Annotated in this window: 19 protein-coding genes; 15 read left to right on the top strand and 4 right to left on the bottom strand. The window is 37.9% G+C overall.

Translation table 11 applies throughout. The annotated features are described in order from the left end of the window. Nucleotides 1–32 precede the first annotated feature (32 nt). Complete coding sequence (locus tag DCC39_RS00375) at nt 33–491, top strand: DUF420 domain-containing protein (RefSeq protein WP_116552887.1); 459 nt, start codon at nt 33–35, stop codon at nt 489–491. Nucleotides 492–520: 29 nt separating this feature from the next. On the opposite strand, the gene ytvI is transcribed toward DCC39_RS00375, so the two are convergent. Further along, a complete protein-coding gene (gene ytvI / locus DCC39_RS00380) occupies nt 521–1579 on the bottom strand; it encodes a sporulation integral membrane protein YtvI (protein ID WP_116552888.1) in 1059 nt (352 codons plus the stop codon). 138 nt (nt 1580–1717) lie between these two features. Beyond that, nucleotides 1718–2080, bottom strand: a complete 363-nt coding sequence (locus tag DCC39_RS00385; protein ID WP_116552889.1) for a YugN family protein — start codon at nt 2078–2080, stop codon at nt 1718–1720. A 206-nt stretch (nt 2081–2286) separates the two neighbouring features. Between DCC39_RS00385 and ylbD the strand changes: the two genes are divergently transcribed. From ylbD to coaD, 6 genes are all read left to right on the top strand, one after another. Then, on the top strand, nt 2287–2661 hold the full coding sequence (ylbD, locus tag DCC39_RS00390) for a spore coat protein YlbD (protein WP_165820750.1): 375 nt from the start codon (nt 2287–2289) through the stop codon (nt 2659–2661). 102 nt (nt 2662–2763) lie between these two features. Then, nucleotides 2764–3171 carry a hypothetical protein gene (locus DCC39_RS00395; RefSeq protein WP_116552891.1) on the top strand — a complete coding sequence of 136 codons (408 nt, stop codon included), beginning with the start codon at nt 2764–2766 and terminating at the stop codon, nt 3169–3171. A gap of 142 nt (nt 3172–3313) precedes the next feature. Next, complete coding sequence (locus DCC39_RS00400) at nt 3314–3754, top strand: YlbF family regulator (RefSeq protein ID WP_116552892.1); 441 nt, start codon at nt 3314–3316, stop codon at nt 3752–3754. A 48-nt stretch (nt 3755–3802) separates the two neighbouring features. Beyond that, entirely contained in the window at nt 3803–4075 is a 273-nt protein-coding gene (locus DCC39_RS00405) for a YlbG family protein (RefSeq protein WP_116552893.1), read from the top strand. A gap of 547 nt (nt 4076–4622) precedes the next feature. Beyond that, nucleotides 4623–5189 carry a 16S rRNA (guanine(966)-N(2))-methyltransferase RsmD gene (gene rsmD, locus DCC39_RS00410; protein ID WP_116552894.1) on the top strand — a complete coding sequence of 189 codons (567 nt, stop codon included), beginning with the start codon at nt 4623–4625 and terminating at the stop codon, nt 5187–5189. Nucleotides 5190–5191: 2 nt separating this feature from the next. Next, the gene (gene coaD / locus DCC39_RS00415) at nt 5192–5680 is read left to right on the top strand and encodes a pantetheine-phosphate adenylyltransferase (RefSeq protein WP_116552895.1); all 489 of its coding nucleotides are present in this window, start codon (nt 5192–5194) and stop codon (nt 5678–5680) included. A 21-nt stretch (nt 5681–5701) separates the two neighbouring features. Here the strand turns inward: coaD and ylbJ are convergent, their stop codons facing one another. Continuing rightward, nucleotides 5702–6895 carry a sporulation integral membrane protein YlbJ gene (gene ylbJ / locus DCC39_RS00420; RefSeq protein WP_240613463.1) on the bottom strand — a complete coding sequence of 398 codons (1194 nt, stop codon included), beginning with the start codon at nt 6893–6895 and terminating at the stop codon, nt 5702–5704. A gap of 198 nt (nt 6896–7093) precedes the next feature. On the opposite strand from ylbJ, the gene DCC39_RS00425 reads away from it, so the two are divergent. Both DCC39_RS00425 and DCC39_RS00430 read left to right on the top strand, forming a co-directional pair. After that, entirely contained in the window at nt 7094–7879 is a 786-nt protein-coding gene (locus tag DCC39_RS00425; RefSeq protein WP_116552896.1) for a patatin-like phospholipase family protein, read from the top strand. Next, on the top strand, nt 7879–8913 hold the full coding sequence (locus DCC39_RS00430; protein ID WP_116552897.1) for a SepM family pheromone-processing serine protease: 1035 nt from the start codon (nt 7879–7881) through the stop codon (nt 8911–8913). Before DCC39_RS00425 ends, DCC39_RS00430 begins: the two co-directional genes overlap by 1 nt. Before the next feature lie 368 nt (nt 8914–9281). Here DCC39_RS00430 and DCC39_RS00435 read toward each other — a convergent pair whose 3' ends face one another. Beyond that, nucleotides 9282–10502: a nucleotidyltransferase gene (locus DCC39_RS00435; RefSeq protein ID WP_116552898.1), complete on the bottom strand. Its 1221-nt coding sequence runs from the start codon at nt 10500–10502 to the stop codon at nt 9282–9284. A gap of 180 nt (nt 10503–10682) precedes the next feature. Here DCC39_RS00435 and DCC39_RS00440 point away from each other — a divergent pair, with 180 nt between their 5' ends. The 6 genes from DCC39_RS00440 (at nt 10683) to bshC (ending at nt 15917) form a co-directional block, all read left to right on the top strand. Next, nucleotides 10683–11213 carry a YceD family protein gene (locus DCC39_RS00440; RefSeq protein ID WP_116552899.1) on the top strand — a complete coding sequence of 177 codons (531 nt, stop codon included), beginning with the start codon at nt 10683–10685 and terminating at the stop codon, nt 11211–11213. Between the two features lie 141 nt (nt 11214–11354). Then, entirely contained in the window at nt 11355–11528 is a 174-nt protein-coding gene (gene rpmF / locus DCC39_RS00445; protein WP_116552900.1) for a 50S ribosomal protein L32, read from the top strand. Between the two features lie 53 nt (nt 11529–11581). Continuing rightward, nucleotides 11582–12340, top strand: a complete 759-nt coding sequence (locus tag DCC39_RS00450) for an enoyl-CoA hydratase/isomerase family protein (RefSeq protein WP_116552901.1) — start codon at nt 11582–11584, stop codon at nt 12338–12340. A 130-nt stretch (nt 12341–12470) separates the two neighbouring features. Beyond that, complete coding sequence (locus tag DCC39_RS00455) at nt 12471–12983, top strand: RsfA family transcriptional regulator (protein WP_116552902.1); 513 nt, start codon at nt 12471–12473, stop codon at nt 12981–12983. A gap of 333 nt (nt 12984–13316) precedes the next feature. Beyond that, nucleotides 13317–14243, top strand: a complete 927-nt coding sequence (locus DCC39_RS00460; RefSeq protein WP_116552903.1) for a 2-dehydropantoate 2-reductase — start codon at nt 13317–13319, stop codon at nt 14241–14243. A 48-nt stretch (nt 14244–14291) separates the two neighbouring features. After that, the gene (gene bshC / locus DCC39_RS00465) at nt 14292–15917 is read left to right on the top strand and encodes a bacillithiol biosynthesis cysteine-adding enzyme BshC (protein ID WP_116552904.1); all 1626 of its coding nucleotides are present in this window, start codon (nt 14292–14294) and stop codon (nt 15915–15917) included. The last annotated feature ends 70 nt before the right edge of the window (nt 15918–15987 follow it).

Here is a 15987-nt window from a genome sequence, read left to right on the forward strand (position 1 = left end):
TTCGTTTTTTGCGGGGAGGAAAAACAAAGAATATGGCAGCCATTTTACCTTTAATCAGTACATCTTGTATTGTGATAAGCGCTATACTTATCGCTTTTGGTTGGCGTGAAATTAAGCTTGGCAATCGAGAAAAACATAAAAAGATCATGATAACTGCTGCTTTGTTTGCTTTAACATTTTTTATTATCTATATGTCACGGACGGTATTTATTGGGAACGTAAGCTTTGGAGGCCCTGAGCATTTAAAGATTTTTTATACGATCTTTTTAATTTTCCATGTCTTTCTAGCTACAACTGGCGGCGTATTTGGGCTTGTTACTTTATATCTCGCGTTCAAAGGGAATTTTGTTAAGCATAAAAAAATTGGGCCTTGGACTTCTATGATTTGGTTTTTCACTGCAATTACCGGTGTCGTTGTCTATCTATTGTTGTATGTTATTTTTCCAAATGGGGAAACGACGAGTTTAATAAAAGCCATTCTTGGAAATTAAACAAAGCCGTCTACTTCGTGTGGACGGCTTTAAATTTTAAAGTTTAATTTAATGATTCCCGCTTCTCTTGCAGAATTAAAGAAAATGACGATAAGTGGACCGACAAAAAATCCAATAAAGCCGAAAAGCTTTAATCCGATATACATGGAAATTAAGGTTGGAAGTGGGGATAGACCAATTTGTTTCCCCATCACTTTAGGTTCAACAGTTCGGCGAATTGCCAAAAGGATGACTGCCAGAATCGCGAGCTTTGTACCCATCACAGGATCTCCGACAATAAATTTATAAACTGACCATGGACCGAGAATAACAATCGAGCCAATAATCGGGATAACATCAATAATCCATATAATAAAGGACATCACTAGTGCAACATCTGGCGCAATTAAGTAAAGCCCAATAAGAGAAACGAAAAAAATGATGATGCTTACAAGCACTTGGCCTTTAAAAAACCCAATAAATACATGAGAAAGACGCGATGTCATAAAACTTACTCTTTTAGAGGTTTTTTCTGTGAGATGAGAATATAATTTAGTTTTCAAGCGGGGCATCTCAAGCATAAAAAGAAATAAAGCAATGAGATAGACAAGAAAACTGACTAAAAAATTAGGGATTTCAGTAATAAACTTTGTGATGTAGCCAAAATAATCCAATTGTGCAAGCCTGTATCTTGTATTTTCAAAAAACGTATCGATTTGCCTGTTAAGCTCATTGACAAATTCAGGTGGAAACGCATCAAGCCCTGCAGCAATATTTTCTTCTGTATTATCCCACATTTGTTTCGCATCGTTTACATATTGCGGCAAACTTTCGACAAGCTGAATTCCTTCCGAAACAATTTTGGATGTTAGAAAATATCCACCGAAGCCGATAACGCATAAAAAAACGAGAAATATAATCAATACAGCATACTGTCGCCTTAATTTTAACTTTAATTGCAGTAGATTAACAATAGGCCCAAGAACTAAGGCAGTGAAAAAAGCAAGAAGGATTGGTAAAGAAACTGGTAAGATCCAAATGGCTAGTAATAATAATAGGAGGATCACTAAACTGATGATAAGCGCTCGCCGGATTTTTTGTCTGTTCAACGTTAACTCCTTTCCAAATAAAAGTAAACTACCTTTATTATAATATGGGGAAACTTGATTTTAAAGCATCATGCGATGTGGGGGCTGCCAACAATTAAGAGTCTAACATAAAGAGAAAACGCATGGAAATTCCATGCGTTATACAACTGCTTTTTCTAGAAGCTCTTCAAATTGCTTTAATATGTCATTAGAAGCTTTAATGATTTCTTCAGGAAACTCTTCATCTTCATATTCAACGCCATGCGGATAGTAATGCTTTCCTATATACGGTACGCCAAGCTTCATAATGGCCGCTGAATCTTCAACAACGCCTTCGATGGCAACTGAGGGTACCCGCAAATAAAAAACATCGCCAGTCACCATGTTTTCAAACTTATAGTCGTATGTAGCCCGTTCATAATCCCAATGTCCATCTCGAAATAACCCGACAGAGCCCGCAATATGCTCAAGTACAGAGAATTGAACAGTTTTCCCTTCAATGCCGGTATTTTCAAACTTCATCGATTTTCTCTCCTTTAAACAAATAATAATAACAGTTTAAGTATAACCCACTTTAATTGTAAAGAAAACAAACAGGAAATTGAAAACGAAAGTTCATCAAATTATTGAACAATTGACACAAATAATAAAATAGGCGAACTCTTTTTTAGGCAGAGCGGTAAAATATAAAGAAAGAATACTTTTTATAGGTTACGGGAGGGATTCCGTTGTCTCAACAATCTGTCGAATCTTTTAAAAAATTTGTTAAGAAACATCCTTCTTTAATAAAAGAGGTAAGAAATGGAAGGCGAAATTGGAAGGAATTATATGAGGAGTGGTATATATTAGGTGAGCAAGATGAAGTATGGGATGTTTATAAAGAGAAAGAAGGAGGGAATTCCAGTTCCGATGAGCGGTTAGGTTTTTTTGGGAAATTAAGACAGGTTGATTTCGATCAAGTCCAAAAAAATATTTCAGATATGAAAGGACTTGTTGGAAATATTCAAGAGCTTATCCGTGATTTTAAGCCAAAACAAAAGCCGCCAACTGCACCCCGCATGATGTATCAAAGTCCTTTTACTTATAATCGACCGAGGCGATAAGCAATATTACAACAGAGCCCAGTGGTGAACACTGGGTTTTATATTGGATAAAAACAAATAAATGGGCGGACACTAAAAAGAAGGAAGGAGGTCTATGATCAAATGAGCAGAAAATGGATAATTAGCCTTGGAGTGGGCTTGTTTTTATGCTTTCAAATGGCATTTATGCAACCGTTAACTACCTTTAGTAAAGAAAATATAACGGATATGCCTGTACAAAGTAAATTTAAGGCAATTAAAATAAATTACAGTGTAAAGGGAAGGGATGTGTATGTTGAATGCATCGTTCCCGGGTTCTCTTTCGTTTCCGATGGTGAAAAAAGCACAAGGAAGGATGGAGAAGGGCATATTCATGTGTATGTAAATGGGAAAAAGATAGAGGATGTTAATCAAGCTGCCTTTATTATAAAAGGCCTCCCAAAAGGAACACATGAGATTACATTGCAATTTGTTCATAATAATCAGCAGCCTTATCAATATCATGAAAAATTTACTGTCGATATAAAGTGAGACCAATCAGTGGGGGTCTGCTGCTTAGTTAATGCGTGATAAAATAATGCCATGTAATGGGTTAGCCAATTGCATGGCGTATTCCTTTTTTTGTAATTAAGGGGTAATTTATATATAATAAAGGAGTATGGAGGTGTATTGAATGATTGCAACAAGTGATTTGCTGGAAGTGATTGAAAATTCTAATATGTTAGCTACATATATCTCTCAATCTGAGATTGCAAATAAATATCGACAGGCAAAAGAGTCATTAGCCCATAATTTAGAAGCACAGCAACTAATCGCACGGTTTTCAAAAATGAAAGAAGAATATGATGAAGTTCAAAGGTTTGGTAAATATCATCCCAACTTTACAGAGATCTCTACAAAAATGCGCCATTTAAAGCGTGAACTTGATCTTAATGAAGCCGTTGCTGCATTTAAACAATCAGAGGCAGATCTAGAATCATTGTTAAATGAAGTAAGTGCAATTATTGCCGGTGCTGTTTCACCTTTTATTAAAGTTCCAACAGGAAATCCTTTTTTTGATAATCGAAGCTGCGAAGGTGGCTGCGGTTCAGGTGGAGCCTGCAATTGCGGGTAAGGAAAAAAGGACGTGCTAACTGGTAATAAAAAGCAAAGGGGAAATGAGATGATCGGAGAGCGCATTGGCCTTTCGGTTTGGCTTTATTCTTTAAAACAAATGAAAAATTTGCGCCGTTTTGGCAATGTAGTTTATACATCTAAGAGGATGAAGTACGCTATTGTATATTGCAACAGAGAAAATATTGATGAAACAATCGAAAAACTTAATTCGCTGCATTACGTGAAAGCTGTTCAGCCTTCACTAAAACCTTTTCTTAAAACAGAATATGAAAAAGTGGTCGATAAAGAGAAGGAATTTGAACTGAAAATTGGCTTGTAGCATTTTTGGAACCCGGTTTATATAAAGCCGGGTTTTTATACGACGTTAGAAAGTATGAATGGACAGAACGGCAGAAAATCGATGCAGCAGTATACCGAGACTGTGCTCGTAGAGAGTTAGCGAGAGTATTAGGCCTCTGTCTATGCCTATAAGGTTCGGCGAGTTTTCTTTATGTAAAAAAATACCTGCAGGTAAGTCCTGCAGGAGCCTCTATCCATTGAGGCAATGGGAGAGGAGAAACCGGATGAAAGCTTATGGGGAAAGTAAGCTTTCACCGATGTTGGCACAACATCGTATTTGATGCTGTTAGTTGTATTATTGCCAAATCAATCTTTTGTATACATAAAATAAATTTGACAGAAAAATAAATTTAAAGTTTTAATTAAATATGGTAGGATGGTTTTGTATAAAAGGAGACTTGCCAGGGAATTAGTAACCATTGTCCACTTAACGCCATCAATTCCTCTAAATCTTGAAGTGGGGTTTTACGGGTGGTTGCAAGTGGGATAATAGTGAGAGCAGTGTTCAATTTGTCGAGGTGTCCACAATGCGGATAATAGCTGGAAAAATGAAGGGGTTATCGATAAAAGCAGTTCCTGGCCATTCAACAAGGCCTACAACAGATAAAGTACGGGAATCTATCTTTAATATGATTGGCCCTTATTTTCAAAATGAAGTCGGTTTAGATTTATACGCCGGCAGCGGTGCCCTGGGAATTGAAGCTTTAAGCAGAGGTTTTTCTAAAGTCATTTTTGTAGATCGGGATTATAAAGCTGTCCAAACGATAAACGAAAATTTAAAACGTTCTCATTTTAAGGAAAATGCCGAAGTTTATCGAAACGATGCAAAAATTGCTCTGAAGGCGCTTAAGAAAAGAAATATTTTTTTTTCGTATATTTTTCTTGATCCACCTTACAATAAGACAACCGTTTCAGATATTGAAACGATTCAATCTTTCGGTTTGTTATCCCATTCTGGGCGAATTATAGTTGAACATGCGAAAGAATTTGAATTACATAATCAAATAGGAGAAATCGTTCGAACGAAATATGAAACTTACGGAAGCACGTCAATATCAATTTTTTCTTACAAGATGAATACGAGGGGGATTTAGAAATGAGAAAGGTGGCTATTTGTTCAGGCAGTTTTGATCCAATAACGTTGGGGCATCTGGATATTATTAAAAGAGGTGCTACTGTTTTTGATGAAGTTATCGTCGGAATATTAAATAATATAAACAAGAAACCGTTATTTTCAGTTGAAGAGCGTATTGAACTTTTAGAGGAAACGACGAGAGATATTCCGAATGTCAAAATTGATTCTTTTAACGGGCTCTTAATTGACTATGCGAAAAAGGTTGGAGCAAATTGCATTATCCGTGGATTGAGAGCAGTCTCTGATTTTGAATATGAAATGCAAATTGCTTCAATGAACCGGAAACTCGACAATGAAATTGAGACATTTTTTATTATGACAAATAATGAGTATTCTTTTTTAAGCTCAAGCATTGTGAAAGAGGTTGCAAAATATCAAGGCAGTGTTTCTGGTCTCGTTCCTCCAGTTGTAGAAGAAGCGCTTAAAAGAAAATTTTCAATACCCCGTTAATGAGCGGGGTATTTTTTGGTTTTACTTTATAATTTTCAATTGGTAAATGATAAAAAAGAAAATCGAAAATAAAGTAATAAAAGAACCATATTTTACAAAAATCTCCCAAAGATTAATAAACATGTTGATCGATTCTTGTTGGTTTATCCAACTGATAACAGGTGGATTGGAATCATGATGAGCAGCATAAAGAGGTTTCCATAAAATCGCTGTAAACACCATCGCATAGGTGCCATGAAGAACTCTTCCAATAAAAAAAGGCCAAAATCGGATATCAGCTTGTGCTAGGAAAGTAGCAGCTTGAGCCTGGATTGAAAAGCCATTAAAGCCTAAAATAAAACTTACAAGCAGCACCTGATAAAATAGGGAGACATCTGCCGTTTCGCTTATTTGTTGGGCGCCATTTGTTATTTCGAGCAAGCCTGCAAAGAATGCGGGGCTTAATTCAGCCGGGATGGTGAAGATAGAGAAAAAAACTCCTATCATTGTTCCTATAGCATCAGTAATATTAATGATGCTTAATACGTTATTTAATACTGAAAAAAGAATAATAAACCCACCGACCATTAATAGTGTTTGTATTGCCGAATTTACTGAATCACCGAGCAACCGCCCGAGCGTTCGATTATCATTTAAACGTTTTTGGTGCATTTGCTCAAACGCCAGTTTTAAGGAAGCGGTGTGATGCGGCCGTTTCGTCTTTGAATTTTCTTCTCTTTTTCCATAGAATCGCATCGTAATCCCGACAAAAAGATTGCTTAAATAATGGCAGGTCATAATTAAGAGAGAGAGAGCAACATTGTGAAAGAAGCCGACAGCAATCGCACCGCTCAAAAAGAGTGGGTTTGAAGAGTTCGTGAAAGCGGAGAGGCGTTCCGCCTCGATGGCTGTAATCTGCTTTTCCTGCCTAAGCCTTGCTGTAAATTTAGCGCCCGCAGGAAAGCCAGAAGCCATTCCCATCGCCAATACAAATCCGCCTGCCCCTGGAACACGGAAAAGAGGCCGCATAAAAGGTTCGAGTAAGATACCGACGAAATTGACAATCCCAATCCCAATCATGATTTCTGAGATGACAAAAAATGGGAACAAAGAGGGAAAAACAACTTCTCCCCACATTTTTACTCCATTTAAAGCTGCGGATACAGAATCATTTGGTGAAATAATTATCGAAAAACCAATAAATGTTATGATTATGGCGTAAAGCAACGTTTTCATTTTAGGACCCATTCGTTTATTCATCACCACGCAATACATGTTTCACTTTTTTAAATTGAGTATAGGAAATCGGTTCTTTCGCCGCCGATTTCCTCTAGTCAGTCCTCTGTCATCTGACTTTTGTTTGTTATGTTTGTCCGATCGTTAAATTATACGTTTTAATTTATTTAATAGACCAAAAACTAAAGGGGTGCAGATATGGAGCCGAAAATTGGGTTGGCATTAGGTGCGGGAGGTGCGAGAGGATTCGCTCATATTGGCGCAATCCAAGTGCTTGAAAAAAATAATATTCCAATCGATTTCATTGCTGGCTGCAGTATCGGATCTCTAGTCGGAGCCCTTTATAGTATGGGACACGATGGAGAAACGCTGGAACGGTTTGCCTCTTTGTTTCGGCATAAATTCTATTTTGATTTTATGTTTCCGAAAATGGGCTTTATTGCCGGGAGTAAAGTAAAAGAGCTCATTCACCTTTTGACACAAGGAAAAAAAATAGAAGATTTAGCCATTCCACTATCGATTGTTGCAGTCGATTTACATACAGGGGAAAAGGTTATATTTCGGGATGGAAACATTGCGGATGCCGTAAGGGCAAGCATCAGCATCCCGGGGGTCTTCGTGCCTGAAAACATAAATGGGAGATATTTCGTTGACGGGAGTGTTGTTGATCGTGTCCCGGTGTCAGTCGTGAAAGAAATGGGGGCGGATGTTATTATCGCTGTTGATGTATTTAATTTAAAAACGAAACCGCAAATCACCACAATTGTTGATGTTATTTTGCAAAGCTTGGATATTATGCAAAATGAAATGGTTCGCTATCATGAAATAAAAACAGATATCATCATTCGTCCCGATTTAGGCAATTATAGTCTGCATTCTTTTGAACATGCGAATGAACTGATTCAATTAGGGAAAAGGGAAACAGAGAAGCAGCTTACAAACATTGAAAAGGCAATTGAAAACTGGAAGGAGTCCCACGCCTGATGAGATTCACAAAAAAACATCCATACAAATCAAGAACATATGCCATATTTGCGGTAGTAGTGGCTATTATTTTACTTACTGTGATAAAATTGCCTTTTTACGTGACGTATCCCGGCGATGCTGAATCGCTTGATAATATGGTAACCGTAGAAGGCGGCAACTCTGAGACGGGAGAGTTAATGCTCACAACGATTCGGATTGGAAAAGCAAATATTTTACAATATGCCATTGCTCATTTTAATAAATACCAATATATCTTTCCCGAAAACCAAATAAAAAGAGAGTGGGAAAGTGATAGCGAGTATGATCATAGGCAATTGAAAGTAATGGAGATGTCTCAACAGGCAGCTATCATCACCGCATTTAAATTGGCTGGTGAACAAGTCGAAATAAAAAATGAAGGGGTCATCGTTACCGGATTAATTGAAGGCATGCCAGCAGAAAAAAAGCTAGCAGTCGGTGACATCATTCAATCAGTTGACGGTAAGAAAATTGAGACATCGGAAGAATTGCTTGCCTATTTAAAAGAAAAAAAAGAAGGAGAAACCGTAACGTTTGATATAAATCGAAATGGGAAAATGATAGCGGCTGAGGTGAAGGTTCAACAGTTTCCAAAGGATTATGGACTGGCTGGCGAGAATAAGGTGGGAGTAGGAATCGTTGGGCCAGTAACGAAAAGGGTTGTAAATACAGAGCGAAAAGTTACTTTCAATACAAACAGTATCGGCGGCCCTTCCGCAGGTTTAATGTTTACTCTTGAAATTTATAATCAACTAACTGACAAAGATTTAACGAAAGGATATAAAATCGCCGGAACTGGCGAAATTAATGAAAACGGTGATGTGGGGGCGATTGGAGGAATAAAACAAAAGGTCGTCGCGGCGGACAATGCGGATGCTGATTTCTTCTTTGCCCCTGTAGATGGGAATAATTTTAAAGAGGCGGAAGAAGCTGCGGAGGAAATTAAAACAAAAATGAAAATTATCCCTGTAAAAACCGCACAAGAAGCGATTGACTATCTCTCAAATTTGTAACGTGAAAGTTCGTGTTCAAAAAGGAGGACGACGAGAGGCAAGAAGGTTGAGAAAGCGCAGCTCTGAGCACCGCAGCGACGAGCGATACTTCTATGATCCGCTACGAGTTGCACCGAGGAAGCTTGCTTCGGAGCAATGCTTGTAGAAGCAGGTGCATAACTCCTTTCAATTAAATGAGGAGCGGAAGAGCAAGCTGACGAAGAGACTCGCAGCCTATTAAGGAAGTTCGACTAAAAGCATCACGTCCTGTGATAACGTCGAACTGACTTACCTCCTGTAAGCCTCCGGACTTTTTGAACAACCCTCGTGAAATGTAAGGCAGTTCCAGATGAAAACATTGAACTGCCTATCGGATGATTTTTGTTAATCTAGATACCTGCCTCTTTCATTGGGGGAGTAGAATATTCGCTTTTTATTAGTTTTTCCCGTTTGGATTGATCGTAAGCCATCGCATATACAGATGCAGCAACATCATCAAGCCGCAGCAGTGTGCTGTATTGTTTTGAGTATTTGGAAATAATCGGAAGGCCAATATTCTTTTTCTTTTTGCTTAAATAGTACTGCCCTTTTTTAGACATTGCCAGCAAACGGATATAGGTTGCTTTTTTTGAGGTTAAGGCTTTTTGCATTTCTTCTTTTTTTGCATTTGTCAACATATGTGTACACATTCTTTGCAGCCGTGTCCACGTGAAACGCTTTGTTTTCACTTTTTGGATAAATCCTTTAAAACTTTCAGCTTCTTTTATGTATTGCATAAAACGGTTTTCGATTCCTTCCTCTATTTCATATATTGTTTGCAGTTCGCCTGGCGTCGATGTTAAAAGCCTATATTTTAAAAACGGAAACAGATCTTCCCAGCTTATAAGCTTGCCAAACGTGTCAAACTCTTTTTTTAAAAGCAATAGACTCGAATCGGGTACGAATTGTTGAATGGTCTGAATGGAGCGCTTGCTGTTTATTTCATTTCGTATACTCGTTGCACTCGCGATGGTTGGACTGGCTGGTGTTTGGTCGTGGTAACCTGATTTCGTCCGCCTGACAGTTAACGCTTCAATAGGTGCCTGCTGCTCTTTGATTGCTTTAACGTAATGAAATCCTAATATATTATTGGGCAGGCTTAAATCAAGCAGGCCTTTATGTTTAATTTTTTGGAAAGCATTCGAAGCAGCTTTTGGATAACTTAGCCCTTTTTTCATTTCCTGATTAATTTCAGCATCCAGCAATTCTTCGTTTGCTTGATGAAAAGACAAAAGTTCATGAAAGGCGTCAATGTCCCCCTCTTCACTTCCGAAGCAAATCGCATCTGTGTGTAATGCCTTTAGAAGGGAGACAGCGCCGTTTGCAAACACTTCAGCTTTTTGTGTTGCAAAGGCATAAGGAAGTTCAACAACGAGATCCGCTCCTCCGGCTAAGGCCATTTCCGCTCGTGTCCATTTGCTTGCTAGGGCAGGTTCACCACGCTGAAGAAAGTAACCGCTCATAACGGCAATCACGATATCAGCGTTCGTTTTCTTTTTTGCTTGTTGCAAATGGTAGGCATGGCCGTTGTGAAATGGATTATATTCTACAATGATTCCGACAGATTTCATGAATGAATTCTCCTCTTTCGAATTGTTAATTAAATTATACTGGTATGAAAAGTGAGGAGCAAAAAATTATGTAATTATTGTGGAATTGGAGATAATAAGCCACACTGAAGGAAGTTTCGCTTTATTGACAATAGAGTAAAGGCAAGCTATAATTACACTTGTTATTTCGAGGTGAAAAACATGCTGAAATGGACAATAGAAGAAATTAAGCGCCTTGGAAATGATCGTCTTTTGCTGGATGAAGTTGTCAATGTAGATGATTTGAAGGAAAAGGATAAACAAATTCGCGATATTTCTAACGTAAGGGTACAAGGTGAAGGAAATTTAGTGAATAATGTTGTTACTTTCACTTTACACTTGACAGGGAAGATGGTTCTTCCTTGTTCATTAACGCTTAAAGATGTAGATTATCCCTTTACAATAGACACGATTGAATCTTTTCAACTGGATCGCGGCCCGACGGAGTGGGAAGAGGGAGAGAATGAAGTCTTTCACAAAATGAAAGATAGTACAATTCATCTTATGCCAATTATTGAGGAAAATATCCTGCTTGCCGTTCCGATGAAAGTTGTCCATCCAAGTGCAAAAGTTACATCTTCGGGAGAAGGCTGGGCAATGCTTTCCGAAAAAGACAAAAAACCTAGAATCGATCCGAGAATGGCTAAGTTAGCCGAATTTTTTGGGAAGAAAAATGATACGGATGATGAGTAAAAAGGCTGAGGAAGCGAATGAGAAACGAGAAGATCAAGGGAATGAACAAGTGGACACCACACGTATTTAAAAACGTGAGGATGTGAGTGAAACTGACAAAGAGATTTGACGTTTATTCGCTTGTAAAGGAGGTGGGTAGTTATGGCAGTACCTAAGCGTCGTACATCGAAAAGCAAAAAAAATATGCGTCGTTCACATATCAAACTAGAAGTACCGGGCATGACGGAATGTCCAAATTGCGGAGAATACAAATTGTCTCACCGTGTTTGCAAATCTTGTGGAACTTACAAAGGTGAAGAAGTGATCAGCAAGTAAGAATGAAGTGGAGAGTACATTGCTCTCTGCTTTTTCTTTAATGGGGTGAAATGATGAACACACTGGAATGGAAGCAAGAAGATGGGATTTCTTGGATCGCGCTGAGTCGGCCTGAGTTGAGAAATGCAGTAAACTACGAAATGATGGATGAACTAGACGAAATATTACATAAAATCGAAGCGACAGATGATAAAATTGTCGTTATGACGGGAAGCGGCAATCGGGCATTTTGTTCTGGTGGCGATTTGTCTTTATTCCATTCTCTCTATACGGAAGCGGAAGCGTACGGTATGCTTTCAAAAATGGGGCAAATTTTAAAACGCATTTTTTTATTTCCAAAACCGACGGTTGCTCTGTTGAATGGGGCGGCTGTTGGCGGAGGCTGTGAACTTATTACAGCTTGCGATTTTCGAATAGCAAGAAGAAACACGAAATTCGGATTTGTTCAAGGTTCCCTCGAAATTACGACGGGATGGGGCGGAGGCACAATGCTTTTTGAACGTCTGAAGCCTCACGATGCCATGACATACTTAATGACTTCTCAACTTTTCGCCGCTGAAAAAGGTTTTGAAGATGGTTTTATACATCAATTAATTAATGACGATGAAAATTTGGAAGATGGCTTGAGACAATTTTTAAATCCATACCTAAAACAAAGCGCTAATGTACTTTCAGCATACAAAAAGATTTGGCTGAACAAATTTGATCTCGCTACCTTTGAAGAGAATGTAGAAAAAGAAATTCGAAACTGCTCTAAACTTTGGGAAAAGGAAGAACACCACGCAGCCGTTCGCCGTTTTCTTAACAAATAAATTCGGAGCAAGGCAAAGGATGAAAGGAACCGAAGAATTTTAATCCGCGTATATAGTTTCTATTCTATCTTTTCTACCATTTGCATAAATTAAATAAGAATGAATTTGATGCAGATGGGGGAGGATAGCTTTGGCTGTACACAGGCAAGATGCTTGGACGGAAGATGAAGATTTAATTTTGGCCGAAATTGTTTTAAAGCATATTCGTGAAGGAAGCACGCAATTGTCAGCATTTAAAGAAGTAGGGGAGCGTCTTGGGAGGACTGCTGCTGCATGTGGTTTCCGTTGGAATTCTACAGTTCGAAAAAAATATGAGGAATCGATTGCTTTAGCAAAAGAGCAACGGAAAACACACCAAAGTGAAAGCGGTTTATCCTTTAACATGCTATCTGAGTTAGATAAAAATATGAACTTGGAGGATGTTATTTCATTTCTGCAAAAATTAGCAACAGATGAAAAAAGAATTCATGCTTTGGAACAAGAAAATTTTAAATTGCGCCAAGAACTTGAGGAGACAAAAAAAGAATACGAGAGTAAACTTAAAGAATTAACGGAAGTAAATGAAATATTAAAAAAAGATTATAAGACGATGATTGAAATTATGAATCGGGCAAGCAAATTCGTTGAGGAAGAAGACCACTAAATTTTTCTATAAACTCTCACCTTGCATAAGAGGGAGAGTTTTTTTATTTCTACATCTTGCCTTCCAATGCTACAATGATATAAGTATGTTTAAATTGCTTGTTCAAAAAGGAGGACAACGAGAGGCAAGAAGGTCGAGGAAGTGCAGCTCTGAGCACCGCAGCGTATGTTTGTAGGATACGTGAGGAGCGGAAGAGCAAACTGACGTAGAGATTCGCAGCCTAATTAAGGAAGTTCGACTAAAAGCATCACGTCCTGTGATAACGTCGAACTGACTTACCTCCTGTAAGCCTCCGGACTTTTTGAACATCCTCTTGTAAGGGAGAATAAATTTGTGGGCGTTTCGATTTTAGGTGCAGGTTCAATTGGGCTTCTGTTTGCGGCTTATTTAAGGGAGATTGGGATTAAAGTCACCCTTTATACCCGAACTACGCAGCAGGCAGACCTACTAAATAAAGACGGTTTCATTTTTCGTAACGGGGAAAAAAAGAAGCATTTTTCAATATGTGCAGCCCAACTTACTCTAAATACAGAAATCAACGATCCGTTCGTCATCGTATCTGTTAAACAGCATCAATTAAAAGAGATCATGCCGGTAATAAAAAAAAATTGCCATAATAGATGTTTTTTATTTATTCAAAATGGCATGGGCCATCTCCCCTTTTTGGAGAAACTAACTCATTGTTCTATTGTATTGGGAATTGTGGAGCATGGGGCTATGAAATTGTCTGGAAATGAAGTGAACCATACAGGATATGGAAAAGTGAAAATAGCTCCATTCGACGAAGGAATCGATGAAGAAAAGTTAGTATTTATTGAATCCTGGTCTCAACATCAATTCCCAATTGAATTTCAACAAGATTGGTATAAGATGCTTGCGAACAAACTAGTTGTAAATGCTTTGATAAACCCTTTGACAGCCATCTATCGAATAAAAAATGGTACGTTAGTAAAAAACGGTTGCTTTACTAAATTAATGCGGCAATTATATGAAGAAACGGTTTCTGTTTTAATGATTCAAAATGAAGGGTTATGGGATCATGTCGTGTCCATTTGTGAAAAGACTGCAAAAAACGAATCATCAATGTTGTGTGATATAAAGTTAAAACGCAGAACAGAAATCGACGCCATTAGCGGTTATATCTTATCGCTAGCTAAAGAGCAGAAAAAAACACTCCCTTATACAGAATTTGTTTTCACGAGTATAAAAGCCCTAGAAGTAGAAAATAGTGAAGCAGAGCAGCCTTATGAAAAATTGTGAACGGAATCACTTTGATTCATTCTCACTTTGTAAAGAGGGGAAAGAAAAATGGTTATTGATGAATGTATTCTTCCAAATTCAAATCGTCTCTTTGACGATTATGTTCATAGTAAAGGTGAAGCTGGAAAATTTTTTGAATATGACTATAAAAATAGAAGCACGTACGTCCAAAGAAGAAATGAACTCGTCAAAAATGATTTTCCACGCCATAAACTTGCAAACCATCTTCTTGCATTCAATGAACAATTTTCAACACACCCGAAGGTCTTTGAAAACATAGAAAAATTACAAGCAAATGATTGTACGGTAGTTATTACGGGACAGCAGGCAGGCCTTTTAACCGGGCCGCTTTATACAATTTATAAAGCTATCACGACGATTCAATTGGCTAAAGCATACGAGGACCAACTGAAAACCCCGGTTGTCCCTATCTTTTGGGTAGCGGGAGAGGACCATGATTACCAAGAGATCAATCATATTTGGGTAGAAAAAGATGGAAAGCTAATCAAAAAGAAGTTTCCGAATAAGCAAGTGGATAAACAACCAGTTTCTGATATTACACTTGATCAAGATTCAATGGAAGAATGGGTAGAAGAAATATTTTCTTTTTTTGGAGAATCCGCCCATACTTCCGAGATGATGAAGCTTTTAAAAGAGAAAATCCATGTTTCAAAAACGATCAGCGCCTTTTTTATTCACGTGATGTCTCACTTTTTTCAAAAATATGGCCTTATTTTTATTGATTCAAATCAGGAAGAAGCAAGAAAAATCGAAGCCGTCTTTTTTGAAGAAATGATCCGTAAAACGAATGAACTGCAAGCAGCTTTAAAAGAGCAAGAAAGCCTAATGGGGAAGCTGGATTATCCGACGATCATTGAAACAGATGCTGAATGTGTTCATTTATTTTACCATCTAAACGGGAAAAGAGAACTTTTACATAAAAATCAAGACAATATGTTTTATTTAAAAGAAAAAGATCGTCAATTCACGGAAGAGGAACTAGTCAACATTAGTAGGGAAAGTCCAGAATTATTAAGCAACAATGTTGTCACCCGTCCATTAATGCAGGATTTTCTTTTTCCGACACTAGCGTTTGTAGCAGGCCCCGGGGAGATTACATATTGGGCACAGCTTAAGCTATTATTCGAAGTGATGAATCGAAAAATGCCGCCGGTCGTTCCGCGTATGAATCTTACAGTCGTAGAGCGGAAGATAAATAAAATGCTTGAACAATTTCATTTGTCGGTAGAGAATATATTAACTTCTGGTGTAGAAATGTTTCGAAATCAATGGCTTGAAAGCCGAAAAAACAATGATCTTGAATCGATTATTCAAGAAACACGAAATATGATCGATCTCGCTCATTCGAAGTTAAGAAAATTTGCTTGGGAGAATGATCGGAATTTAGGAAAATTGTCCGAGAAAAACCGATTGTTTATCATGTCACAAATTGACTTTATGGAAAGGAAAATTGAGCGAATGTATAAAGAGCGTTACTTGAATGAATTACAGGCATTCGATACCATTGAAGCTTCCCTCGTTCCAAACGGGGGCATGCAAGAACGCAGCTGGAACATTTTTTATTTTTTAAATAAATATGGGTTAAGTTTCATCGATGAATTATTTACAATCCTTGATTTGGAGAATGATAAACATCATATCATCTATATATAAGAGGATGTTAAAAAAGTCCGGAGGCTTACAGGAAGTAAGTCAGTTCGACGTTATCACAGGACGTGATGAT

Origin of the sequence: Pueribacillus theae (genome assembly GCF_003097615.1) — a bacterium.
In the GTDB taxonomy this organism is placed as follows: Bacteria; Bacillota; Bacilli; order Bacillales; family UBA6769; genus Pueribacillus; species Pueribacillus theae.

Coding starts and splice junctions, on each gene's coding strand:
- DCC39_RS00375 (WP_116552887.1), top strand. CDS start 33: ATGGCAGCCATTTTACCTTTAATCAGTACATCTTGTATTGTGATAAGC.
- DCC39_RS00385 (WP_116552889.1), bottom strand. CDS start 2,080: ATGAAGTTTGAAAATACCGGCATTGAAGGGAAAACTGTTCAATTCTCT.
- DCC39_RS00395 (WP_116552891.1), top strand. CDS start 2,764: ATGAGCAGAAAATGGATAATTAGCCTTGGAGTGGGCTTGTTTTTATGC.
- DCC39_RS00400 (WP_116552892.1), top strand. CDS start 3,314: ATGATTGCAACAAGTGATTTGCTGGAAGTGATTGAAAATTCTAATATG.
- DCC39_RS00405 (WP_116552893.1), top strand. CDS start 3,803: ATGATCGGAGAGCGCATTGGCCTTTCGGTTTGGCTTTATTCTTTAAAA.
- rsmD (WP_116552894.1), top strand. CDS start 4,623: ATGCGGATAATAGCTGGAAAAATGAAGGGGTTATCGATAAAAGCAGTT.
- coaD (WP_116552895.1), top strand. CDS start 5,192: ATGAGAAAGGTGGCTATTTGTTCAGGCAGTTTTGATCCAATAACGTTG.
- ylbJ (WP_240613463.1), bottom strand. CDS start 6,895: ATGAAAACGTTGCTTTACGCCATAATCATAACATTTATTGGTTTTTCG.
- DCC39_RS00425 (WP_116552896.1), top strand. CDS start 7,094: ATGGAGCCGAAAATTGGGTTGGCATTAGGTGCGGGAGGTGCGAGAGGA.
- DCC39_RS00430 (WP_116552897.1), top strand. CDS start 7,879: ATGAGATTCACAAAAAAACATCCATACAAATCAAGAACATATGCCATA.
- DCC39_RS00435 (WP_116552898.1), bottom strand. CDS start 10,502: ATGAAATCTGTCGGAATCATTGTAGAATATAATCCATTTCACAACGGC.
- DCC39_RS00440 (WP_116552899.1), top strand. CDS start 10,683: ATGCTGAAATGGACAATAGAAGAAATTAAGCGCCTTGGAAATGATCGT.
- rpmF (WP_116552900.1), top strand. CDS start 11,355: ATGGCAGTACCTAAGCGTCGTACATCGAAAAGCAAAAAAAATATGCGT.
- DCC39_RS00450 (WP_116552901.1), top strand. CDS start 11,582: ATGAACACACTGGAATGGAAGCAAGAAGATGGGATTTCTTGGATCGCG.
- bshC (WP_116552904.1), top strand. CDS start 14,292: ATGGTTATTGATGAATGTATTCTTCCAAATTCAAATCGTCTCTTTGAC.